Source organism: Butyrivibrio sp. WCD2001 (genome assembly GCF_000424485.1).
Classification (GTDB): Bacteria; Bacillota; Clostridia; order Lachnospirales; family Lachnospiraceae; genus Butyrivibrio.
In genome coordinates, this window is sequence record NZ_AUJZ01000005.1 from 282,985 (window position 1) to 303,686 (window position 20,702).

The 20,702-nt window shown below is 43.0% G+C and carries 23 protein-coding genes; 21 read left to right on the forward strand and 2 right to left on the reverse strand.

Annotated elements, in window-relative coordinates; translation table 11 throughout:
- Positions 1-237: 237 nt before the first annotated feature.
- Positions 238-1,005: a helix-turn-helix domain-containing protein gene (locus G630_RS23425; RefSeq protein WP_049946118.1), complete on the reverse strand. Its 768-nt coding sequence runs from the start codon at positions 1,003-1,005 to the stop codon at positions 238-240.
- 195 nt (positions 1,006-1,200) lie between these two features.
- Between G630_RS23425 and G630_RS24590 the strand changes: the two genes are divergently transcribed.
- From G630_RS24590 to truA, 13 genes are all read left to right on the forward strand, one after another.
- Positions 1,201-1,353, forward strand: a complete 153-nt coding sequence (locus tag G630_RS24590) for a hypothetical protein (RefSeq protein ID WP_155831942.1) — start codon at positions 1,201-1,203, stop codon at positions 1,351-1,353.
- Positions 1,354-1,359: 6 nt separating this feature from the next.
- Positions 1,360-1,527, forward strand: a complete 168-nt coding sequence (locus G630_RS25695) for a hypothetical protein (RefSeq protein WP_330363770.1) — start codon at positions 1,360-1,362, stop codon at positions 1,525-1,527.
- A 537-nt stretch (positions 1,528-2,064) separates the two neighbouring features.
- Entirely contained in the window at positions 2,065-2,721 is a 657-nt protein-coding gene (locus tag G630_RS0106155; RefSeq protein ID WP_026498076.1) for a rhomboid family intramembrane serine protease, read from the forward strand.
- 12 nt (positions 2,722-2,733) lie between these two features.
- Positions 2,734-3,783 (forward strand): aminoglycoside phosphotransferase family protein, encoded by a 1,050-nt coding sequence (locus G630_RS20980; protein WP_044958799.1) that lies wholly within the window; start codon positions 2,734-2,736, stop codon positions 3,781-3,783.
- Positions 3,780-4,526 (forward strand): aminoglycoside adenylyltransferase domain-containing protein, encoded by a 747-nt coding sequence (locus tag G630_RS0106165; RefSeq protein WP_026498077.1) that lies wholly within the window; start codon positions 3,780-3,782, stop codon positions 4,524-4,526. The genes G630_RS20980 and G630_RS0106165 overlap by 4 nt, the downstream gene beginning before the upstream one ends.
- A gap of 71 nt (positions 4,527-4,597) precedes the next feature.
- Complete coding sequence (locus G630_RS0106170) at positions 4,598-5,362, forward strand: class I SAM-dependent methyltransferase (RefSeq protein WP_026498078.1); 765 nt, start codon at positions 4,598-4,600, stop codon at positions 5,360-5,362.
- Positions 5,363-5,400: 38 nt separating this feature from the next.
- Positions 5,401-6,522: a DUF362 domain-containing protein gene (locus G630_RS0106175; RefSeq protein ID WP_022763073.1), complete on the forward strand. Its 1,122-nt coding sequence runs from the start codon at positions 5,401-5,403 to the stop codon at positions 6,520-6,522.
- Between the two features lie 23 nt (positions 6,523-6,545).
- The gene (locus G630_RS0106180) at positions 6,546-7,244 is read left to right on the forward strand and encodes a DNA alkylation repair protein (RefSeq protein WP_026498079.1); all 699 of its coding nucleotides are present in this window, start codon (positions 6,546-6,548) and stop codon (positions 7,242-7,244) included.
- A gap of 114 nt (positions 7,245-7,358) precedes the next feature.
- The gene (locus tag G630_RS0106185; protein WP_022763075.1) at positions 7,359-7,901 is read left to right on the forward strand and encodes a glutathione peroxidase; all 543 of its coding nucleotides are present in this window, start codon (positions 7,359-7,361) and stop codon (positions 7,899-7,901) included.
- Positions 7,902-7,919: 18 nt separating this feature from the next.
- Positions 7,920-9,104, forward strand: a complete 1,185-nt coding sequence (locus tag G630_RS0106190; protein ID WP_026498080.1) for an aldo/keto reductase — start codon at positions 7,920-7,922, stop codon at positions 9,102-9,104.
- Positions 9,105-9,219: 115 nt separating this feature from the next.
- Positions 9,220-10,962, forward strand: coding sequence for a putative bifunctional diguanylate cyclase/phosphodiesterase (locus tag G630_RS20985; RefSeq protein ID WP_049946119.1), 1,743 nt, complete (start codon positions 9,220-9,222; stop codon positions 10,960-10,962).
- Positions 10,963-11,064: 102 nt separating this feature from the next.
- Positions 11,065-11,670, forward strand: a complete 606-nt coding sequence (gene thrH, locus G630_RS0106200; protein WP_026498081.1) for a bifunctional phosphoserine phosphatase/homoserine phosphotransferase ThrH — start codon at positions 11,065-11,067, stop codon at positions 11,668-11,670.
- Complete coding sequence (truA, locus tag G630_RS0106205) at positions 11,670-12,422, forward strand: tRNA pseudouridine(38-40) synthase TruA (protein ID WP_022763079.1); 753 nt, start codon at positions 11,670-11,672, stop codon at positions 12,420-12,422. The genes thrH and truA overlap by 1 nt, the downstream gene beginning before the upstream one ends.
- Positions 12,423-12,440: 18 nt before the next feature.
- Here truA and G630_RS0106210 read toward each other — a convergent pair whose 3' ends face one another.
- Positions 12,441-13,091 carry a hypothetical protein gene (locus G630_RS0106210; protein ID WP_022763080.1) on the reverse strand — a complete coding sequence of 217 codons (651 nt, stop codon included), beginning with the start codon at positions 13,089-13,091 and terminating at the stop codon, positions 12,441-12,443.
- A gap of 331 nt (positions 13,092-13,422) precedes the next feature.
- On the opposite strand from G630_RS0106210, the gene G630_RS20990 reads away from it, so the two are divergent.
- From G630_RS20990 to rseP, 8 genes are all read left to right on the forward strand, one after another.
- The gene (locus tag G630_RS20990) at positions 13,423-14,472 is read left to right on the forward strand and encodes a polysaccharide deacetylase family protein (RefSeq protein WP_044958801.1); all 1,050 of its coding nucleotides are present in this window, start codon (positions 13,423-13,425) and stop codon (positions 14,470-14,472) included.
- 18 nt (positions 14,473-14,490) lie between these two features.
- A complete protein-coding gene (locus tag G630_RS0106220; protein ID WP_026498082.1) occupies positions 14,491-15,471 on the forward strand; it encodes a polymer-forming cytoskeletal protein in 981 nt (326 codons plus the stop codon).
- On the forward strand, positions 15,471-16,163 hold the full coding sequence (gene pyrH / locus G630_RS0106225) for a UMP kinase (protein WP_022763083.1): 693 nt from the start codon (positions 15,471-15,473) through the stop codon (positions 16,161-16,163). The genes G630_RS0106220 and pyrH overlap by 1 nt, the downstream gene beginning before the upstream one ends.
- 23 nt (positions 16,164-16,186) lie before the next feature.
- Positions 16,187-16,738 (forward strand): ribosome recycling factor, encoded by a 552-nt coding sequence (gene frr / locus G630_RS0106230; RefSeq protein WP_022763084.1) that lies wholly within the window; start codon positions 16,187-16,189, stop codon positions 16,736-16,738.
- A gap of 163 nt (positions 16,739-16,901) precedes the next feature.
- On the forward strand, positions 16,902-17,630 hold the full coding sequence (locus G630_RS0106235; protein ID WP_022763085.1) for an isoprenyl transferase: 729 nt from the start codon (positions 16,902-16,904) through the stop codon (positions 17,628-17,630).
- A 19-nt stretch (positions 17,631-17,649) separates the two neighbouring features.
- Entirely contained in the window at positions 17,650-18,477 is an 828-nt protein-coding gene (locus G630_RS0106240; RefSeq protein WP_026498084.1) for a phosphatidate cytidylyltransferase, read from the forward strand.
- Positions 18,478-18,493: 16 nt separating this feature from the next.
- Complete coding sequence (gene dxr, locus G630_RS0106245; RefSeq protein WP_022763087.1) at positions 18,494-19,636, forward strand: 1-deoxy-D-xylulose-5-phosphate reductoisomerase; 1,143 nt, start codon at positions 18,494-18,496, stop codon at positions 19,634-19,636.
- Positions 19,637-20,692: an RIP metalloprotease RseP gene (gene rseP / locus G630_RS0106250; RefSeq protein ID WP_022763088.1), complete on the forward strand. Its 1,056-nt coding sequence runs from the start codon at positions 19,637-19,639 to the stop codon at positions 20,690-20,692. It abuts the gene before it with no gap.
- Positions 20,693-20,702: the final 10 nt, after the last annotated feature.

Here is a 20,702-nt window from a genome sequence, read left to right on the forward strand (position 1 = left end):
ATATTATATGTTGACTGTGTTATTATAAAGGCATGTGTTTTCTGGTGGGAAAACATATGCCTTTTATTGGAGGAATAGCAATGATAAAAGCATTACTTACAATGGATGATTTTTCAACAAGGAATACACCTGCATTGTGGATTATCTGGAAGAAAAGAATATTCCGGTAATTATGTTTGCGTGGGGACAGAATGTAGAGCAGTATCATGATGAAACTGAAGAAATGGTGCCCGGATATTACAAACAGTTTTCACATAATCTATGTAGGCGTCCTTTGATCACATACAAAAATAGCGCAATAAGACAAGCGTAAAATAGCGTTAATACGCATACTGCCAAAGTGGGGCCTATGGCTTCAGGTTGGGAGAGATTCTGCATAGTAAGCACAAAACCAATGAGACTTGAGATTGCGCCTGCAAGAATTGTAATCTTTATTCCCAAACCTATAGCATCTGCAGATCTTTGTGCCAATGCCGGAAGTTCTTCCGAAGAAACTGACTTGTGTGCGAATGTAAGTTTAATGCCTCTGAAGAAATTGTAAAACTGTCCTGATGCCGCAAGACCTATAAGCTGAATACCAAGAACAGCAAACAGAGAAGGTGCATCAATAAACCATATCACCTGACCGACACCGCCTGATATTATGACTATAATATATAGAAACATTACCAGAATAATGAGCCCTATAACAGTCCCGATAACTCGGCCTTTTTCCCTTTTCTTTTCATTTTCACTATCTTTAATAAGTTGAACCATATTGTCTTCCGCCTTTCCGTTATAATTCTCTGTGGTCAGGTGCTCGCCGGATAATAGTTCGTTGATATTTATCTCCAAAACTCTGCACAAATCAGGCATGATTGAAGTGTCGGGCATTCCGCGGCCATTTTCCCATTTTGAAACCGTTTTGTCGCTAACGCCAATTTCATCAGCAAGTTGTTTCTGGGTAAGACCTTTTTCTTTCCGTAAATCGCATATGAACATTCCGGTTTTCGTCTGATCGAGCATAAATGCCTCCTATCCACAGGTTTTCGGTTACAACTATAGCGTAAAGCAGATACATTATCATTGTAACCCTACGCAAAGGAAAGTGACTATACCCTGGCGCTACATTGTGCTCTACTAACCGTAGAGATACAAGATTTAGCATGATATTATAAGAACAAAAAGTTTGCCGGCAGACAGAAGCATGATGAACATTGGATGAAATCATATAACGACTTTGCGGTTCAATATGAAAATGGCATGACAATTATGGAGATTGTGGCTAAAGGCACAATCAGCCGCAGGACTGCATATAGGTATAAGGCATACTATGAGGAATTGAAAAAGATGCAGGAAGAAGCAGGCAGATAGGAGTATATGGAAAAAGGGAACCAGGGAAGAAATGTGTCTGTAATAAAGGATGCAGATGGAAACAATATTGTCATGATAAATGACATTATTTTTAAAGGAAAACGGTCAATTGATTGGGATGATGTGGAAAATTATCTGAAGGATTATGTGGGTGTATTTTATAAAAATGCGTAGATTAACGATGTTGTATATTTTGGAAAAGATTTGCATTGCCTGTATATGGGGAGAATGGTGAAGTTGAAAGATATAATGTTTATCATATTTATCTTATAGTGAGACATGATCAAAATGGTAAGAAGTATCTTTACGACCTTATTAACATAAAAAAAGAAACGAGCAACCCGCTTAGCTGTCAATAATGACACGTACGGTAAAAATCCCATTTCTTGATTCTTATGTTAATGACAATTTTGAATGCTGTCAATAGAAAAAATCGATGGCGACGGCGTAAATTTATTATCAACACAGCACGTATCAGGCGTTTGCTATGTTATGATGGATACATGTGTTTTCCGGGTAAGAGAGCACATGTCTTTTGTTGGAGGAATTGAAAATGGGAAGCACGAATATTGAATTACAACCCATGACCAGGGAACTGTGCCATGCACACTTAGCATCCACATGCAGAATGACTCATATAAAGGTAAAGGCTATGGAACTGCGGCGGAGAAACTTTGGAAAAGCTTGGCTTTGAGCTTTTAAGGGAAGAAGATGGCTTTAGATTCTATAGAATCGAAAAAGAATGCACAGGTGTTTATGAGTAAGATTTGTAAAAACAGTTTTGCAGCAGTGATAAGTATAATTTTTGTGGCAGTTTTCCTGGTCAACTTGGGACTAACACGAAAATACAATTTGATTATGATTGTTTTTACCGGTGGCGGAAAACTTGTAGATTTATTGGGAGCATCGAAGGAGACTCTTTTTAATAAACGGGAGCTTTATAGATTAGTTACTTACGGATATTTGCATCCAACTGTATGGCATCTGGCAGCCAATGTTTATGCACTATGGTATGTGGGTTTATATATTGAGAAAAAATTGAGTAAGCCATTCATTTGTCTTATATATCATGTCGGACTATTTGTTTCGGGAGCAGTTTTTTTGTTGATATTTCCGAATGGATACATGTATGGCGCATCTCCGGCTATATTTTGTTTTCTTGGATTGATGGCTATGTGGTTTATCAGGGATAGTTCGTTATTGCATGAATATAAGGAATTATGTGGGAATCGTTACCTGCTATTCTATATGATTCTATCTAATTTCCTTGGGTTAGGAACATTTGTTGTTCATTTAACAGGATTTTGTGTGGGATTATTATTGGGATTTGTTGTAAAGAAAAAGAGAAATGCGGAATTTCAAGTTTAAAGGGGATAAACAATGACAGAAGAACAATGTTCAGAGAATCATTTGGCTATTACAGAGCTGTTTACGAATTATTCTCAGAAAGGATATGCGTTAGGCAGGGTGATTGGCGATATTTTGCCGGTATCCGGCGGCCTAATGCACAAAATGTTTAAGGTTCAGACTGATAAGGGAACCTATGCGGTAAAGTGCCTGAATCCGGAAATTATGAAGAGGCCGGGAGTCTTTGATAATTATGGAAGGGCGGAAGCTTTGGAAGCTATCCTTGAGGACAATGACATTCCGATAGTTCCGGCTTTATCTTTTAAAGGCAAAAAGATGCTGAAAGCAGATGGTAGATATTTTTACATCTTTAAATGGCAGGAAGGCCAAATAACAGACTGGAACAATATTTCAGAAGAGCAGTGTAATAAAGCTGGGGAGATACTTGGAAAAATACATGCTATTGATCCGAAAAATGATGAGGAATCTGATCCAGAACTTTCAGAAATAGATTTTAGAAGATATTTGAAAAAGGCTAAAGAAAAAGAATGCAGCATCGCATCTCTGCTTGAAGAAAGCATCGAGATTCTTGAAGCTGCGCAGGATAAACTAAATGAAGCAAGAAAAAAGCTTCCACCGATGCAGGTAATCAGCGATGATGACATGGATCCAAAGAATATCATGTGGGATAAGGGCGAGCTTTTCGTAATTGACCTGGAGTGCCTGGGCTATAGTAATCCAATCGCATCTTGCCTTGAGCTTTCACTACAATGGGCAGGAACAGTTAATCAGAAATTCAGCAGTGAGAATTTGGCAGCTTTTTATACAGGTTATTTGAATGCCTATGATAACGGTTTCAGAGCCTACGATGAACTTTACGGGATAGCTTATACATGGGTGGAATGGCTTGAATATAATCTCAGGCGTGCACTGGCAATGGAAGGCGATACCGATGAGGATATAAAAGCAGGAGAGATTGAAGTTGCAAACACAATTGGCAGAATCAGGTATCTGTACTCCATAGAGAAGGATATCTGTGCGGTGCTAGGTGAACTTCCTGCGCCAGAGAAAGGAATGGTATGAAGGAACTATTATACAAATTTGTCAGGAAATCGCGGGAGATTTTACAAGATAATCTGACAGGCATTTATTTACACGGTTCAGCCGTGATGGGATGTTTTAACCCTGAAAAGAGTGATCTGGACCTGATTGTGGTCGTGAATGAACCTGTGCAGGATGACGTAAAGCGAAGATTCATGGATATGGTCGTGGAAGTTAATGAGGAAGGTCCTGCTAAGGGCATTGAGATGAGCATTGTAACGAAAAATGTGTGCAAGCCCTTTGTTTATCCTACGCCCTTTGAACTTCATTTTTCAGAAATGCACAATGGATGGTATAGGGACAATCCGAAAGATTATATCCTGAAGATGAAGGGATCAGACAAGGACTTAGCAGCTCATTTTACTATAATCAGTAAACGAGGTAAGTGCCTGTTCGGACTACCTATTGAAGACGTTTTTGAACCTGTTCCTAAGGCTGATTATCTGGACTCGATATGGGAAGATATAGCTGAAGCACAGGAGGACATCATAGATAGCACGATGTACACTACTCTTAATCTAGCAAGAGTGTTGGCATACAAGAAAGAAGAACTGATTCTCTCCAAAAAGGAAGGTGGGGAATGGGCTCTTAATAACGTTCCCGAAGAGTATCATACACTTATTAGAGCGGCTATGTGTGAATATGCTGATGCCGCGAAAACCGCTTACGATCATGCTCTCGCAAAGCGATATGCGGAATATATGTTACGTGAAATACAGAACTGAAAAAAGTAGTTCGTTTCAGAGAGAAGACACAATTCTAAGGGAATAACCGGAGTGGAGAAAGGAGACCGGAGATGGAATTCAGAAAAGTATTTGATACTATACCTGAGCAGTTTGATAAGCACCGTCCAAGGTATAGCCAGGAACTGTTTGAGTATTTGATAAGCTATGCAGAGATTGGCCCAGGGAAGTCAGTTCTGGAGCTTGGCCCCGGAACCGGTCAGGCGACGGAACCTGTTTTGAAGACAGGATGTGACTATCATGCCATAGAACTCGGGGAACATCTTTATCAGAAGATGAAAGAGAAGTATGGACAGTATGAGAATTTCCATATCGTAAATGATGACTTCATTACCCATGATTTCAGAGATGAAAAATATGACCTCATATACTCTGCAGCAACCATACAATGGATTCCGGAGGAGATAGCTTTCTCAAAGACTTTTGATTTACTTAAGCCCGGCGGAATCCTGGCGATGATGATGACAAAATCTGATTACAAGACCTCAAATGAAGAACTCTATAGCAATATTCAAAAGGTTTACGATGAGTATTTCAAACCGGAAACGGAGTATACACATGGTTCGTTTCGCTACGAGAATGCGGTGAATTATGGCTATGCGAATTTTGAAAAGCGAGAGTTTTATGGACAGCGCGTGTTTACAGCAGACGAATATGTAGCCTTTTGCGGAACTCACTGCGACCACATAGTGCTTCCGGAGCCCTACAAGACAAAATTTTATGAAGGAATAAGGAGCGCGGTTATTGAAGCCGGAAATAGGGTTGTTTTTGATGACACATATGTTTTATATATGACAAGGAAACGTTATAATATTTAACAGGGCAGAATTGATATTATATGTCAGGAGGTTTCTTTATGGGCAAGGCAAAGGTTTATTTCACGGATTTTAGAACAAAACTGGATCAGAGCCAGGGCGTAAAGCTTCAAAAACTGATCCGAAAGGCAGGAATCGGTGATATTGATTTTGAAGGAAAATTTGTTGCAATCAAGATGCATTTCGGAGAGCTTGGCAACTTTTCCTATTTAAGACCAAACTATGTGAAGGCGGTTGCAGATGTCATCAAGGAACTGGGAGGTAAGCCGTTCCTGACAGATTGCAATACGCTGTATCCCGGAAGCCGCAAGAACGCGGTTGATCATCTGTACAATGCAGAGGTCAACGGCTTTAATAGTGTGACAACCGGATGCTATGTCATCATCGCAGACGGTCTCAAGGGCACTGATGAAGCTACCGTTCCTGTGCCGAACGGAGAGTACTGCAAGGAAGCATATATCGGAAGAGCCCTTTACGATGCAGATGTTATTATTTCGCTTTCTCATTTCAAGGGCCATGAGATGACAGGCTTTGGCGGAGCTATCAAGAATATAGGAATGGGGGGCGGGAGCCGCGCAGGAAAAATGGTTCAGCATAACGATGGCAAGCCTATAGTGCATCCCGACCTTTGCAGAAGCTGTAAGCAATGCGCTAAGGAGTGCGGCTCTGATGCAATCTCATATGAAACAGGCAAAGCCGTAATAAATCAGGACCTTTGTAAAGGCTGCGGACGCTGCATTGGTGCCTGCGCTTTTGATGCCATATCGAATCAGAGTGGAACGGCTCTTGAATCCCTATGTTCGAAGATGGCTGAATACACGGCAGCTATCTGCAACGGAAAGCCCTGCTTCCACATCTCGCTTATCATGGATGTTTCGCCAAACTGCGATTGCCACGGTGAAAATGATGCGCCGATTCTTCCCAATATCGGAATGCTGGCATCCTACGATCCGGTGGCGCTTGACCAGGCCTGCGCTGATCTTTGTCAGCAGGCAGAGCCTATAAGAAACAGCCAGCTTGGCGATCACCTTGCACAGGAGGGATGGCATCATCACCACGATCACTTCCTTGATTCCAATCCCAATGTTAAGTGGAAAGAGACGCTTGAGCATGGAGAAAAGATTGGACTTGGTACAAGAGAGTACGAGCTGATAAGAGTTTAAGCAGATCGTTCACTGGGGGAAACATGAGCAAAATTACAGAAGAGATAAGAGAAGAACTCTTTAAATTGCAGGACGAAAAATATCGCGATTTTCAGGTAAAACTTATTCCCGGAAAGGACACCGAAGTAATGATCGGTGTCCGGACACCGGACTTAAGGAAGTATGCGAAGCAGCTTTCTAAAAAAGAGGACATAGCGGATTTTTTGACTGACCTTCCTCACAAATATTTTGACGAGGATCAGATACATGCCTTCGTGATATCCGAGATAAAGGATTATGGAAAATGTATAGAGGAGGTGGAAAGATTTCTTCCCTATGTTGATAACTGGGCAACCTGTGATCAGATGTCACCAAAGGTCTTTAAGAAAAATAAGACAGAGCTTCTTTCTTACATAATAAAATGGATTTCTTCAGACAAAACCTACACCATAAGATTCGGGACCGGTATGCTCATGCAACATTTCCTGGATGACGATTTCGATAAATCATACCCGGAGATGGTAGCTAAAATCAGGTCTGACGAGTACTACGTTAATATGATGACCGCATGGTATTTTGCAACAGCCCTTGCGAAACAGTATGATGCGATACTTCCGTTTATAGAAGATAAACGTCTCGAGCCCTGGACTCACAATAAAGCAATACAGAAATCGGTCGAAAGCTATCGGATTACACCTGAGCAGAAGGAGTACCTGAAAAGCTTGAAAATCCGGACAAAATAGCATTTGAAAATAAAACTCTTGACAATATAGATTGCGTGCAATATAATAGCGTTAAATTAAGACGATGATTTATTGCTATCAACGCAACAGTTTTTATTTATGGAGGTTTATACCATGGGATTTTATGATTTTTCAGTAACTAACGCACAGGGCGAAGAGATTTCAATGGAGAACTTTAAGGGGAAAGTTGTTCTTGTTGTAAACACAGCTACCGGATGCGGTTTTACACCTCACTACAAGGATATCGAGGATATGTATGAGAAGTTCCACGATCAGGGCTTTGAAGTTGTAGATGTTCCCTGCAATCAGTTTGCAGGCCAGACACCCGGAACAGACGATGAGATTCACGAGTTCTGCCAGCTTCATTACAACACAAAGTTCCCTCAGATGAAGAAGTCTGATGTCAACGGAGAGAATCAGCTTCCGCTCTTTAAGTATCTCAAGGAGCAGAAGGGTTTTGAAGGCTTTGGCAAAGGCCCCGCAGCACTTGCAATGGGCGTAATGCTTAAGAAGATTGATAAGGATTACAAGAACAATCCTGACATCAAATGGAACTTCACAAAGTTCGTAGTAGACAGAAACGGTGAGGTTGTTGCACGCTTCGAGCCCACTGAGAAGATGGAAAACGTCGCAGCATGCGTTGAGAAGCTCATTTAACAGGAACAGAAGGTGACTATGAAGTATAGGAAAAACCGAAATGGGGAAGAAATATCTGCTCTCGGATTCGGATGCATGCGTTTTCAGAAAAATGCAACCGGCGGTATCGATATGCAAAAGGCGAACGATCAGATAATGAGAGCCTTTGAGCAGGGTGTTAACTACTATGATACTGCCTATATCTATTCCGGAAGTGAAGCAGCAATAGGTGAGATTTTTGAGAAAAATAATATCAGGGATAAAATCAATATAGCGACAAAGCTGCCGCAATATCTTATAGCCAGTAGGGAAGCTATAGATAAATATTTCAAAGAGCAGCTTTCCAGGCTTCGTACGAATTATATCGACTATTATTTAATGCACATGCTCACTGATATTGAAGCTTGGGAGAAACTAAAGAGGCTGGGAATTGAGGACTGGATTGCCGAAAAGAAGGCTTCGGGTGAGATAAGAAACATCGGTTTTTCATTCCATGGCAATTCCGATATGTTCATAGAAATTTTAAATGCCTATGACTGGGACTTCTGCCAGATTCAGTACAACTACCTTGATGAGGTATCACAGGCGGGAAGAAAGGGCATTGAGGCAGCAGGAGAGAAGGAAATTCCGGTTATCATCATGGAACCTCTTCGCGGAGGAAAACTGGTTAATCTCCTTCCCGAGAAAGCCAAGAGACTCATCGCCGAAGATGAAAAACACAGAACCGCGCCGGAACTGGCATTCAGGTGGCTTTGGGATCAGCCTCAGGTAACCTGTATCCTTTCCGGAATGAACAGCCTTGAAATGGTTGATGAAAACTGCCGCGTGGCATCGGATGCGGAAGTGGGCGATTTTACCGAAAAGGATTTTGCTCTTATCGAACAGATAAAGAACAGCATCAATGAGTCAATGAAGGTTGGCTGCACGGGCTGCGGCTACTGTATGCCATGCCCAAGAGGTGTGGATATTCCCACTGCTTTCAGATGCTATAACACGATGTACACCGAAAATAAGAATTCCGGCAGATGGGAGTATATGCAGACCATAGGATTGCAGAAGAAGCCGGCGCTTCCCACTCAGTGCATCGGCTGTGGAAAATGTGAGAGTCACTGTCCTCAGCACATACACATAATAGAGGAGCTTAAGAACGCCGACAAAGCGCTTAGACCGCTTCCTTACAAGGTTGCGATATGGGCTGCAAGTAAGTTCCTTTACAGAAAATAATTATTGTTTTTTTATTTCAAGTTAATTCTTTTATCATTCCGCATAGGCTACAATTTAAATGGCGGTATGGGTTTTGAAATGCCATACTTAGCGTTTTCTTATGAGGGGATAGCGGATGACTGAAGTTAAGAAAAGAACAAGAAGTAAAGCTGTAAAGATGAAAGACGGAGGTATTCCCCAGGGAGTACCGGCCGGATTTTTCATATACAATGCCGAGGATCCGGGGAAAATAGTTTTCGCGGATGAAAATATAGTAAAGCTCTACGAATGCGATTCGCTGGACGATTTCATGAATCTTACCGGCGGGTGTTTTAGTGGAATGGTCTATTCTGAGGACTACGGAGCAACCCAGGGAGCCATAAGCAAGCAGACCGTTTTTGGTGCCATGCGACACGATTACGTGCGTTATCGGATACAGACCAAGAGCGGGAAACTCAGATATGTAGAGGATTTTGGTCACCTTGTCCATGCTGAGGGCGGGGTGAGCTATTACTATGTCTACATAGTGGATATAGATCAGAACGAATATTACAACAATAATAAGAACAGCTACGCCGAGTCACAGGTTCTTGAGATGAATCAGGAGATGGATTCTCTCACCGGAATGTGGAATCAGGCGCACTTCTATCAGGCTGTTCAGGAAAAAATGACGGATATGGAAATCAGAAGACAGGGAATAACCGTCATTTATTTCGATCTTAATCATTTCAAGCTTTTTAATGAAAAATACGGATTCCAGAAGGGTGACGAGCTCTTGTACGATATTGCAAGACTTCTGTGGCACTCTTTTTTGGAGCGCATGGTTGCGAGATTTTCCGAGGATCATTTCGTGGTATGTACCTTTTCAAGAGATGTTGAATCAACGGTACTTAAGATTCACGATGATGTGGCCAAGCTTGTTCCGGGTGCAAAGCTTGAGATAAAGGCAGGCATCTATAAGGTTGAACAGGACTGCAACGATATCGGCCTTGCCTGTGACCATGCAAGGCTTGCGTGCAAGAATATCAAGAAAAGATATGACATACCATATGCTTTTTATAACGAGGATATTCATTCCAAGCTTCAGATGCAGCAGTTTGTCCTCGATAATATCGATGATGCTGTGGAGAATGAGAATATCAAGGTGTTCTATCAGCCTGTGATTCGTACCAGAACCGGAGAAATCTGCGGTTATGAGGCTCTTGCAAGATGGAAAGATCCCGAGAAGGGATTGATTTCGCCGGGAGGCTTTATTGAAATTCTCGAGGAACACAGACAGATTCATAAGCTTGATATGTTTATGGTAAAAAAGGTCTGCGAGGACTATGCCGACCTCAGGGACAGAGGCGAGATGCTTGTTCCTGTTTCCATAAACCTTTCAAGGCTTGATTTCAACCTCTGCAATGTCATTGATGAGATTGAAAAATACAGAAATGACGTAAAAATGCCGGTAAATATGCTGGATATTGAAGTTACCGAGAGTGCCCTCATGGAGGATGATGCGCTTATAAAAAGAGAAATCGATCACTTCAGGGAGCTTGGCTATCAGGTGTGGATTGATGATTTCGGAAGCGGTTATTCTTCCCTGACCACGATTCTTGACTACAAGTTTGATACGCTAAAACTTGACCTTGCCTTCTTAAGGCAGTATGACAGGAATCCAAAGGCCGGAACCGTACTCGGTTTTATTATCCAGGCCGCACACAGCCTCGGACATGTCACTTTGACAGAGGGTGTGGAGACCGAAGAACACTTCGAGTTTTTGAAAACAATCGGTTGTGATAAAGCCCAGGGCTATCATTTCGGAAAACCGCAGCCCATGGAAGAAAGCAGAAAACATACGACTTTCCAGGGAATGACATGGGAAAAATGCAGATAAAATGCTGATTTTATATTCATTTTTTCAAAATATATGGTAAACTACTTAACAATAACGCCTTCCCCCTGGGGGAAGGCACAATAGTACGAGGAGGATGAAAAAATGTACGTTACCTGTTTGGATTTGGAAGGTGTTTTGGTTCCTGAGATATGGATTGCTTTTGCTGAAGCATCAGGAATTCCCGAACTTAAGAGAACCACAAGAGACGAACCTGATTACGACAAGCTCATGAAGTGGAGAATCGGAATTCTTAAGGAGCACGGACTTGGACTTAAGGAGATTCAGGACACTATTGCAACAATCGATCCCCTGCCGGGTGCAAAAGAGTTTCTTGATGAACTCAGATCTATAACACAGGTTATTATTCTTAGCGATACATTCACACAGTTTGCAACACCTCTTATGAAAAAACTGGGATGGCCTACAATTTTCTGCAACAGTCTTGAAGTTGCGGATAACGGCGAAATCACGAATTATAAGATGCGCTGCGAAAAGGGTAAACTCACAACTGTCAAGGCTCTTCAGAGCATAGGATTCGAAACTATCGCAAGCGGAGACAGCTTTAACGACCTTGGAATGATCGAGGCCAGCAAGGCAGGCTTCCTTTTCAGAACAACAGATCAGATTAAGAAGGATTATCCTCAGTTCCCTGCATTCGAGACCTACGACGAACTGCTCGGAGCAATTAAGGAACAACTCAAGGCTTAATGAAAAGAAATTATAAATTTACACTCAGCTATGACGGAACCAGGTTCTTTGGCTGGGAGAGACAACCGAATAAAGACATGACCATCCAGGGCAAGCTCGAAGCAGTGCTTACCAGAATGGTGGGACTCCCGGAGGGAGAATCAGTTCAGGTAATAGGTGCCGGACGAACAGATGCCGGAGTTCATGCCAGGGCTATGACGGCTAATGCTATGCTTGATACAGATCTCACGGAAGAAGAGATTCAGAACTATATGAATCAGTATCTTCCGGAGGATATCAGCATCAATGATGTCAGAGCTTGCGCTGAGAGGTTTCACAGCAGATATAACGCCCTGGGGAAGACTTACAGATACACCTGTTATTTTGGCAATTCCAAGCCGGTATTCGACAGGAAGTATGTCACTGTTCTTGAGAACAAACCAGATGTGGAGCTTATGAAAAAAGCGGCCGAATATATAATCGGAACGCATGATTTTAAAAGCTTTTGCGGGAATACCAAGATGAAAAAGTCCACGGTAAGATGCGTAGACAATATCAAAATCGAGGAGAGCGGCCCTCAGATAAGGTTGTATTTCCATGGAAACGGCTTTTTACAAAACATGGTCAGAATAATGACAGGAACTCTTCTTGAGGTTGGCTATGGCAACATAAAACCTGAGGAGATGAAGGATATCATAGAAGCCTGCGACAGACAAAAAGCAGGCCCCACGGCACCGCCGCAGGGCTTATGTCTCATGAAGGTTGATTATTGAGATAGGACGCCCGCCAATTTACATATCACTGGCTACTGAATATGTAATGAGATAATTATCATACTCGGGGTGGAGCTGACCGAGTTCCTGGGTGTTGGAACTGCCGCTTCTTAAGGAGTAAGCGCTGTCACCGAGATTCACGTGATCGAAGGCAACAGGGGAACCATCCTTGAAAAATATGGTTCTTACATTTACAAGACTGGTATCCTCGGAGGAGTAGTTTGTACCGGTTACTTCAAGCACACCTTCTTGAGATTCCACATCAACATTGACAGAGTCATATTTGCAATCTTCTGTGATGCCGGTCATAAGGGTATAGGAATAGCTTGCAACGTCCTTTAATTCTGAGTTTTTGAACTGTCCATAGAGAATAAAGGATTGGCCGTTTTTGATTGCCGAAGCACTGTCGTATACGGTTTTTATCGGATTCCCGTTTCCTCCGACAGCAAAGAATTTTGCAACTACCGACAGATCCTTTCCGGATTTGTTTGTTGCTATCACAACATATTCACTGTGCAGATTATCGGAGTCCATGATAAGATACTCGCCGTTAATTTGCAGGCCGTCTGCCATACCCTGTCCGCTGGCTGCCGTAATTGTAAATGAAGAATTTGCGAAAATGCTGATAAAAACAGCGATTGTGATAATAATTCCGTAGATTTTCCTCATACCCCTTTTCCTCCTGTTTCTTTGGTGTAATTAGAATAGCAAACGATAATAAATCCACCATAAAGGAAATCTAAAAAATCTATATACTGGGGGCTTTTCGGCTTACAAAATTTTTGCCTTATCTTTAGTACTTTTTTCCACTTGACAACAGAAACACAGGACAGGACTTAATGCATGAAATCTAAGTGCATTTTTCTCTTTTTGTACCCTTTAAAATATGATATAATCTTGTTTGGCTATGTAGGTAGCATGGGAGGCTGTGGAAGAAGTTTTTTTGCGTGGCCCGGCTGCCTTTTAGACATAACAGCAAGTTGGAAATGTGGTAATTATTATGGCAACAAATACGGGGGGTCACGGACAGAGCACGGATCGTTCCCGGAGAATCCGTTTTTTAAGAAGACTGATTCTCGTATCCATTGCAGCTTCATGCCTCATTCCCACCGGTTTTTGCATTTTCCTTGTGATCAAAAATATTCGTACCAATAAGATGCTTGATAAGGCGAAATCTGAACTTAGCTGGTACGAGGAGCATTTCGGGGAGGAGACGCTTGCCGGCGGAGATCCTGATAATCCTGACGCAGATGCTTCTGAAGATGAGACAGCAGATATAGCAGTACAGGAGACGGATGAGACAGAGGATGACACTCCGGAGGTTGATCCTGAGATCAGTAGCGGAGTTGCCGGTGAGGATGTTAAGTCCACAGAGGATGAATCATCCGATGAGGCGCCGGATGGAGAGCAGGAGGAATGGGACGGCATAAGAAGAGTTTATATAACCTTTGATGACGGGCCCAGTTCATCAACAAATCAGATACTTGATATTCTTGACAGCTATGGGGTTAAAGCGACGTTTTTCGTAACCGGTAAGGAGGGTGAAGAGAACGAGAAGCTTTACAGGCGCATAGCAGCGGGCGGTCATACACTGGGGATGCATTCATACAGCCATAAATACAGTGAGTTGTACGAATCACTCGAAAGCTTTTCGGCTGATTTACATAAACTGCAAACATATTTATATGAGATAACAGGTGTCTGGTCAGAGTATTACAGATTCCCCGGAGGAAGCTCCAATACCGTGAGCAGGGCTCCGATGGATCAATTGATAAATTATCTTGACCTTGAGCACATTACATATTTTGACTGGAATGTGGCCAGCAGTGATGACAGCGGCATCAATAAAGATGTGATAGTTGCCAACGTTATGACCGGGGTGCCTAAATTCCATGAAGCGATAATACTGCTTCATGATGCGGCGGATAAGCCCGCGACAGTGGAGGCGCTGCCTGAAATTATCGAACAGGTTCAGGCGCTTGATAACACAGTGATAGTTCCGATAACAGATGATACGTTACCGGTTCAACATATCAGCAATTCTCAGTAAGGAACGGAGGAAAGAGAAATGGGATTTTTTTCAGAGCTGAAAAGTGATCTCTCTCAGGCTGCAAAGACAATAATGCCTGAGGAAGGTGAGGAAGCTAAGATCCTGAATGCAACTGCGGAAAAGGAAGCTGCTTCAGAAGAAGTTGAAACAGCTAAGACCAAGACAGAGGCAGAGGTTAAGAAGGATCTGAACGATATGCTTGATCACCTTGACGATATTAAGCTCGACGAGGGTGAGTCAGAAGAGTCTTCTGAAGCGGTCATCGAGACCGAGGAAGAGACTGTAGCAGAGGTTGTGATTTCACAGGAGCCTGAAGCAGAGGAAGAAATTTTCGAGGAGCCTGAGGATGTTATTGAGGACCTCAGCACAATCGAGGAGGAAGAGGAGGATACAGTAGCAGATCTTTCAGCTTCACTTAGTGCAATTGAGTCAATTGCAAAGGAGAAGACAGAGGAGATGCCTGTATACCAGGAGAGAAAGACAACAAATTATAATAATGGGGGATTTGGATCAATGGACATTCAGCAGCAGACACCTACAGATGAAGTAGCCAGCATTACAGAGGGTATGAAAATAGTTGGTAATCTTGAGACAACAGGCTCACTTGACCTTGTTGGTAAGATTACAGGTAACGTAACCTGTCTCGGTAAGCTCAACGTTACAGGTGAGGTTGAGGGTGATTCCAAGGCAGCAGAGATCTATGCAGAGGCAGCCAGAATCACAGGTGAAGTTAGAAGTAACGGAAGCGTTAAGATCGGACAGAGTACAGTAGTTATCGGTAACATCTATGCTACAAGCGCTGTTATCGCAGGTGCTGTAAAGGGTGACATCGATGTTCCCGGTCCTGTAGTTCTTGATACTACTGCAATCGTTATGGGTAACATCAAGTCTCAGTCAGTACAGATCAACAACGGTGCCGTTATCGAAGGTAACTGCTCTCAGTCTTATGCTGAGGTTAATCCTTCCGCATTCTTTGATGGACTTAAGGGACAGAAATAATGAGAATACTTTTAAAACTTAGTGGTGAAGCACTTGCCGGACCTAACAAAACCGGCTTTCATGAAGAGACAGTTCGCGGAGTAGCACTCCAGGTTAAAAAGCTTGTAGATGACGGAGTTGAAGTAGGTATCGTCATCGGAGGCGGTAATTTCTGGAGAGGACGCACAAGCGAGAACATCGACCGCGTAAAAGCAGATCAGATCGGCATGCTTGCTACAATCATGAACTGCATTTATGTGTCCGAGATTTTCAGAAGCGTAGGTATGATGACAAACATTCTCACACCTTTTGAATGTGGTTCATTTACCAAGCTTTTCTCGAAGGACAGAGCAAATAAATATTTTTCAAAGGGAATGGTTGTATTCTTTGCCGGCGGCACAGGACATCCCTATTTCTCAACAGATACGGGATCAACTCTCAGAGCTATCGAGATCGAGGCAGACGTTATCCTTCTTGCCAAGGCTATCGATGGAGTATATGACAGCGATCCTGCTACCAATCCGAACGCTAAGCGCTATGACACAATAAGCATTGACGATGTGGTTGCACAGAATCTGCAGGTTGTTGATATGACAGCGTCCATCATGGTTAAAGAGAATCATATTCCTATGAGAGTATTCGCTCTTCAGGAAGAAAATAGTATAATAAAGGCAGCAAGTGGCAACTTCAACGGAACCACTGTTACCGCATAAAAAATAATCCGGAGGATAAGTGTATGAATGAAAAAGTTAAAATCTACGAAGAGAAAATGACGAAGGCTTTTGATTTCCTTGCGCAGGAGCTTGCTTCTATTCGTGCAGGACGCGCTAATCCGCATGTTCTTGATAAACTCAAGGTGGATTATTACGGAACACCCACACCTATTCAGCAGGTTGGTAATGTTTCCATTCCCGAGGCGCGCATGATTCAGATAGCACCCTGGGATAAGAGTCTTATCAAAGATATTGAGAAGGCTATACTTGCATCCGACATCGGTATCACACCCAGCAATGACGGTGCTGTTATCCGTCTTATCTTCCCTGAGCTCACTGAGGAGCGCAGAAAGCAGCTGGCTAAGGATATCAAGAAGAAAGGTGAGGATGCTAAGGTTGCAGTAAGAAATATTCGTCGTGACGGAAATGATTCCTTTAAGAAATTAAAGGGCACCGACGTTTCAGAGGATGAGATTGCTGAACTTGAAGAAGATCTTCAGAAGATGACCGATAAGTTCGTTAAGAAGATTGACGAAGCGGTTGAAGAAAAGAGCAAAGAGGTAATGACAGTCTGATTTCGGAACCTCTTTATTCAAAATTATAAGAAAAAGAGCCTGTGGGTTACAGCACAGGCTCTACTTACATTTATAGGAGCCTTCCTTTCTGGGGATGAATGCAGAAAAAATAATGCCTTCCCCTTTGGGGGAAGGTGCCCCGAAGGGGCGGATGAGGGTAAATATGGAAGAAAACACAAAAATACCACAACATGTCGCTATAATACTTGATGGTAACGGCCGATGGGCCAAAGCAAAGGGCCTTCCCCGAAACTACGGACACAAACAGGGAGCTAAGGCTGTAGAGGATATCCTTGTTGTTGCAAGAGATATGGGCATTAAATATTTGACAGTGTATGCTTTCTCTACAGAAAACTGGAACAGACCCGAGACTGAAGTTACAGCCCTGATGATGATACTCAGACAGTATCTTAAGAGCAGTATCAAGAAGTCAATGAAGAACAACGTACGTTGTCAGGTTATCGGCGAGCGCAGCAAGCTCTCAGCCGACATTCAGGATGCAATCAATGAGCTCGAGACCGCAACAGCAGGTAACACCGGTCTCACTTTTACTATAGCAATTAACTACGGAAGTCGTGATGAAATTGTACGCGCTGTCAGAGAAATTTCACAGGAGTGCAGCAATGGCAAAATTGCGGCGGCTGATATAACAGAGCAGATGATATCGGAGCATCTGGATACTTCGAATATCCCGGATCCCGATCTTCTTATCCGCACCTGCGGAGAGCAGCGCCTCAGTAATTTCTTATTATGGCAGTGCGCTTATACAGAGTTTTACTACACAGATATTGCATGGCCCGATTTTGACGAAGCAGAGCTTCAGAAAGCGGTGGATGCGTATGCAGGCAGGAACCGTAAGTTTGGCGGTTTGAAAACAGAGCCGGAAGAGTAAAACATAAAAGGGGAAATATATGAAGACTAGAGTAATAAGCGGAGCAGTACTGGTAGTTCTGCTTATATTGACGCTTGTGAGCGGCGGTTATGTGACTGCAGGAGTTTTGCTCTTTGTATCACTTGTTGGATACCATGAACTTTCAGGTGCTTTGAAGGTTCGCGCTGCGGATGAAAAGATGAATCTTCCGGAGTTAATCGGAATGGCTGCGGTAACTTTTTATTACATACTGCTTTTGTTGAAGGGCGGAGATATGCTCTTTTTAGTGGTAGTAATAATGTCGCTTTTTGTGGCAGAGGCTGTTATTTTCGTTTTTTCATATCCGAAATATAAAGCTAATCAGATGATCGGATCCGTATTTTCGTTTATATATGCACCGGTGATGCTCGCATTTATTTATCTGCTGAGGGCGAAGCCGGAGGGGCACTTACTTGCATGGATTCCGTTTGTTGCGTGGATATGCGATACCTGTGCCTATTTTGCAGGCAGTGCTTTTGGCAAGCATAAGCTTTGCCCGCTTCTTTCTCCCAAGAAGACTATTGAGGGAGCTGTGGGAGGCGTGCTTGGAAGCGTTGTGGCAGGAGTTATTTTCGGATACGTTTATTCTAAATATACAGATACAACACTTTCCGCGCAGATTTGTATGACCAGCTTTGCTATTATCACATTTGTGGCGGGTTGTCTGTCTCAGGTGGGAGACTTGATCGCCTCCGGAATCAAAAGGGAGCATGATATCAAGGACTACGGTAAACTCATCCCGGGACACGGCGGTATTATGGACAGATTTGACAGTGTGATTTTTATCACTCCCGCCATCTATTTCCTGGCACTTCTGTTTATAAAGTAAATTACGAGGTAAATTTATGAGAAAAATTGTACTACTCGGTTCAACCGGTTCCATAGGAACGCAGACTCTTGACGTTGTAAGAGCCAATCCCGACGGTCTTAAAATTGTCGGCATAGCTGCAAACAGAAGCGTTGACAAGGTTGAACAGCAGGTAAGGGAATTCAGACCCAAGTATGTGGCAATGTATGATGAGGATGCCGCAAAGGACCTCAAGATAAGACTATCCGACATGCCTGTTAAGATATTATCCGGTATGGACGGACTTGTTGAAATATCACAGGTAGAGGAAGCAGATACGGTTCTTACGGCTGTTGTCGGCATGATTGGCATACGTCCAACTATGGCAGCAATTGAAAGCGGCAAGGACATAGCGCTTGCCAACAAAGAGACGCTCGTCACCGCAGGTCATATCATTATGCCTCTTGCGGAAAAAATGAACGTGAAGATCCTTCCCGTTGACAGTGAGCACAGTGCAATTTTTCAATCACTTAACGGCGAGCCGAAAAGCAAACTCGAGAAGATACTTCTTACGGCATCGGGCGGTCCCTTCAGAGGGAAAAAGCGCGAAGAACTTACAACCATGACAGTGGATGATGCTTTAAAGCATCCCAACTGGGATATGGGCGTAAAGGTTACAATTGATTCCGCATCCCTTGTAAATAAGGGCCTTGAGGTTATGGAAGCAAGATGGCTTTTTGATGTATCACTTGATCAGATACAGGTTATCATTCAGCCTCAGAGCATAATCCATTCAATGGTACAGTTCGTTGACGGAGCTGTAATGGCACAGCTTGGCGTTCCGGATATGAAGCTGCCTATTCAGTATGCACTTTTCTATCCCGACAGAATGCCTATGGATGAAAAGAGGCTAGATTTCTTTGAGCTTTCTCAGATTACTTTTGAGAAGCCCGATACGGATACTTTCCTTGGATTAAAACTGGCTTATGATGCTGCCAGAGCAGGCGGAAGTATGCCTACAGTATTCAACGCGGCCAATGAGATGGCTGTTAAGAAGTTCGTAAACAGGGAGATTAAATTCCTTGATATTTACGAGATGATTTCGAGTGCGATGTCTCACCATCAAAAAATTGAGAACCCTAATCTTGAGGAGATTCTCATGGCTGAGGCTGACACTTACAAATATCTGGAGAATAAATAAATGCTTGTTAGTTTAATAATCTTTTTTGTGATTTTCGGAATACTTGTCACCACCCATGAACTGGGCCATTTCCTTATTGCCAAGGCAAACGGCATAAGAGTTTTGGAATTCATGATAGGAATGGGACCTGCGATTTTTAAAAAGCAGAGAGGTGAGACATTATATAGCATAAGGCTTATCCCTTTCGGCGGAGCCTGCAGATTTGAAGGCGAGGATGATATAGACGGAGAAGATCATGGTTATGATGAGCGTTCTTTCCCCAATGCTAATGTATGGGCTAGAATCGCGGTACTCTTCGGAGGTCCCTTCTTCAATTTCATCACTGCAATTATTCTTGCGGTAGTTGTAGTTGCCAATTCACCTTGGGCATTCCCGGTGGTATCAGGTATCACGGATGAGAACTCCGCAGCTGCAGAGGCAGGACTTCAGGAGGGAGACCTCATTGTAAAAGTCGACGGCGAAAGAATTCATCTTGCTTCCGAAGTTACACTCATATCTCAGTTCAGCAAGGGCGGAGTTATGCAGATCGATTACGAGCGCGACGGACAGCTCTACCACACAGAACTTACGCCTCATTATGATGAGGAGCAGGGCAGATACTTTATGGGAATCTACCTCGGAAAATATGAGAGGGTTACAGGACCCAAGGTTCTTGCCTATGCGTGGTACGATGTCCTTTATTACTTTAAATCTACTTACAGAAGTCTTGCACTTTTGATACAGGGAAGATTGTCACTTGGTGACGTGTCTGGTCCTGTCGGAATGGTGAAAATTGTTGACGATACCTACGAAGCGGTAAGCCCGTATGGATTATCTTCAGTTATACTTACAATGCTTGAACTTTTGATACTGTTATCCGTTAACCTCGGAGTGATGAACCTCCTTCCGCTTCCCGCATTGGACGGTGGAAGACTTGTGTTCCAGTTCGTCGAGGTACTTCGCGGAAAGCCCGTTCCGAGAGAGAAGGAAGGCATGGTTCACCTCGTCGGAATGGTAGTTCTTATGGCCTTCATGCTTGTTGTAGTAATAAGTGACGTATCTAAATTCATGAAGTAAGGAGGCACCC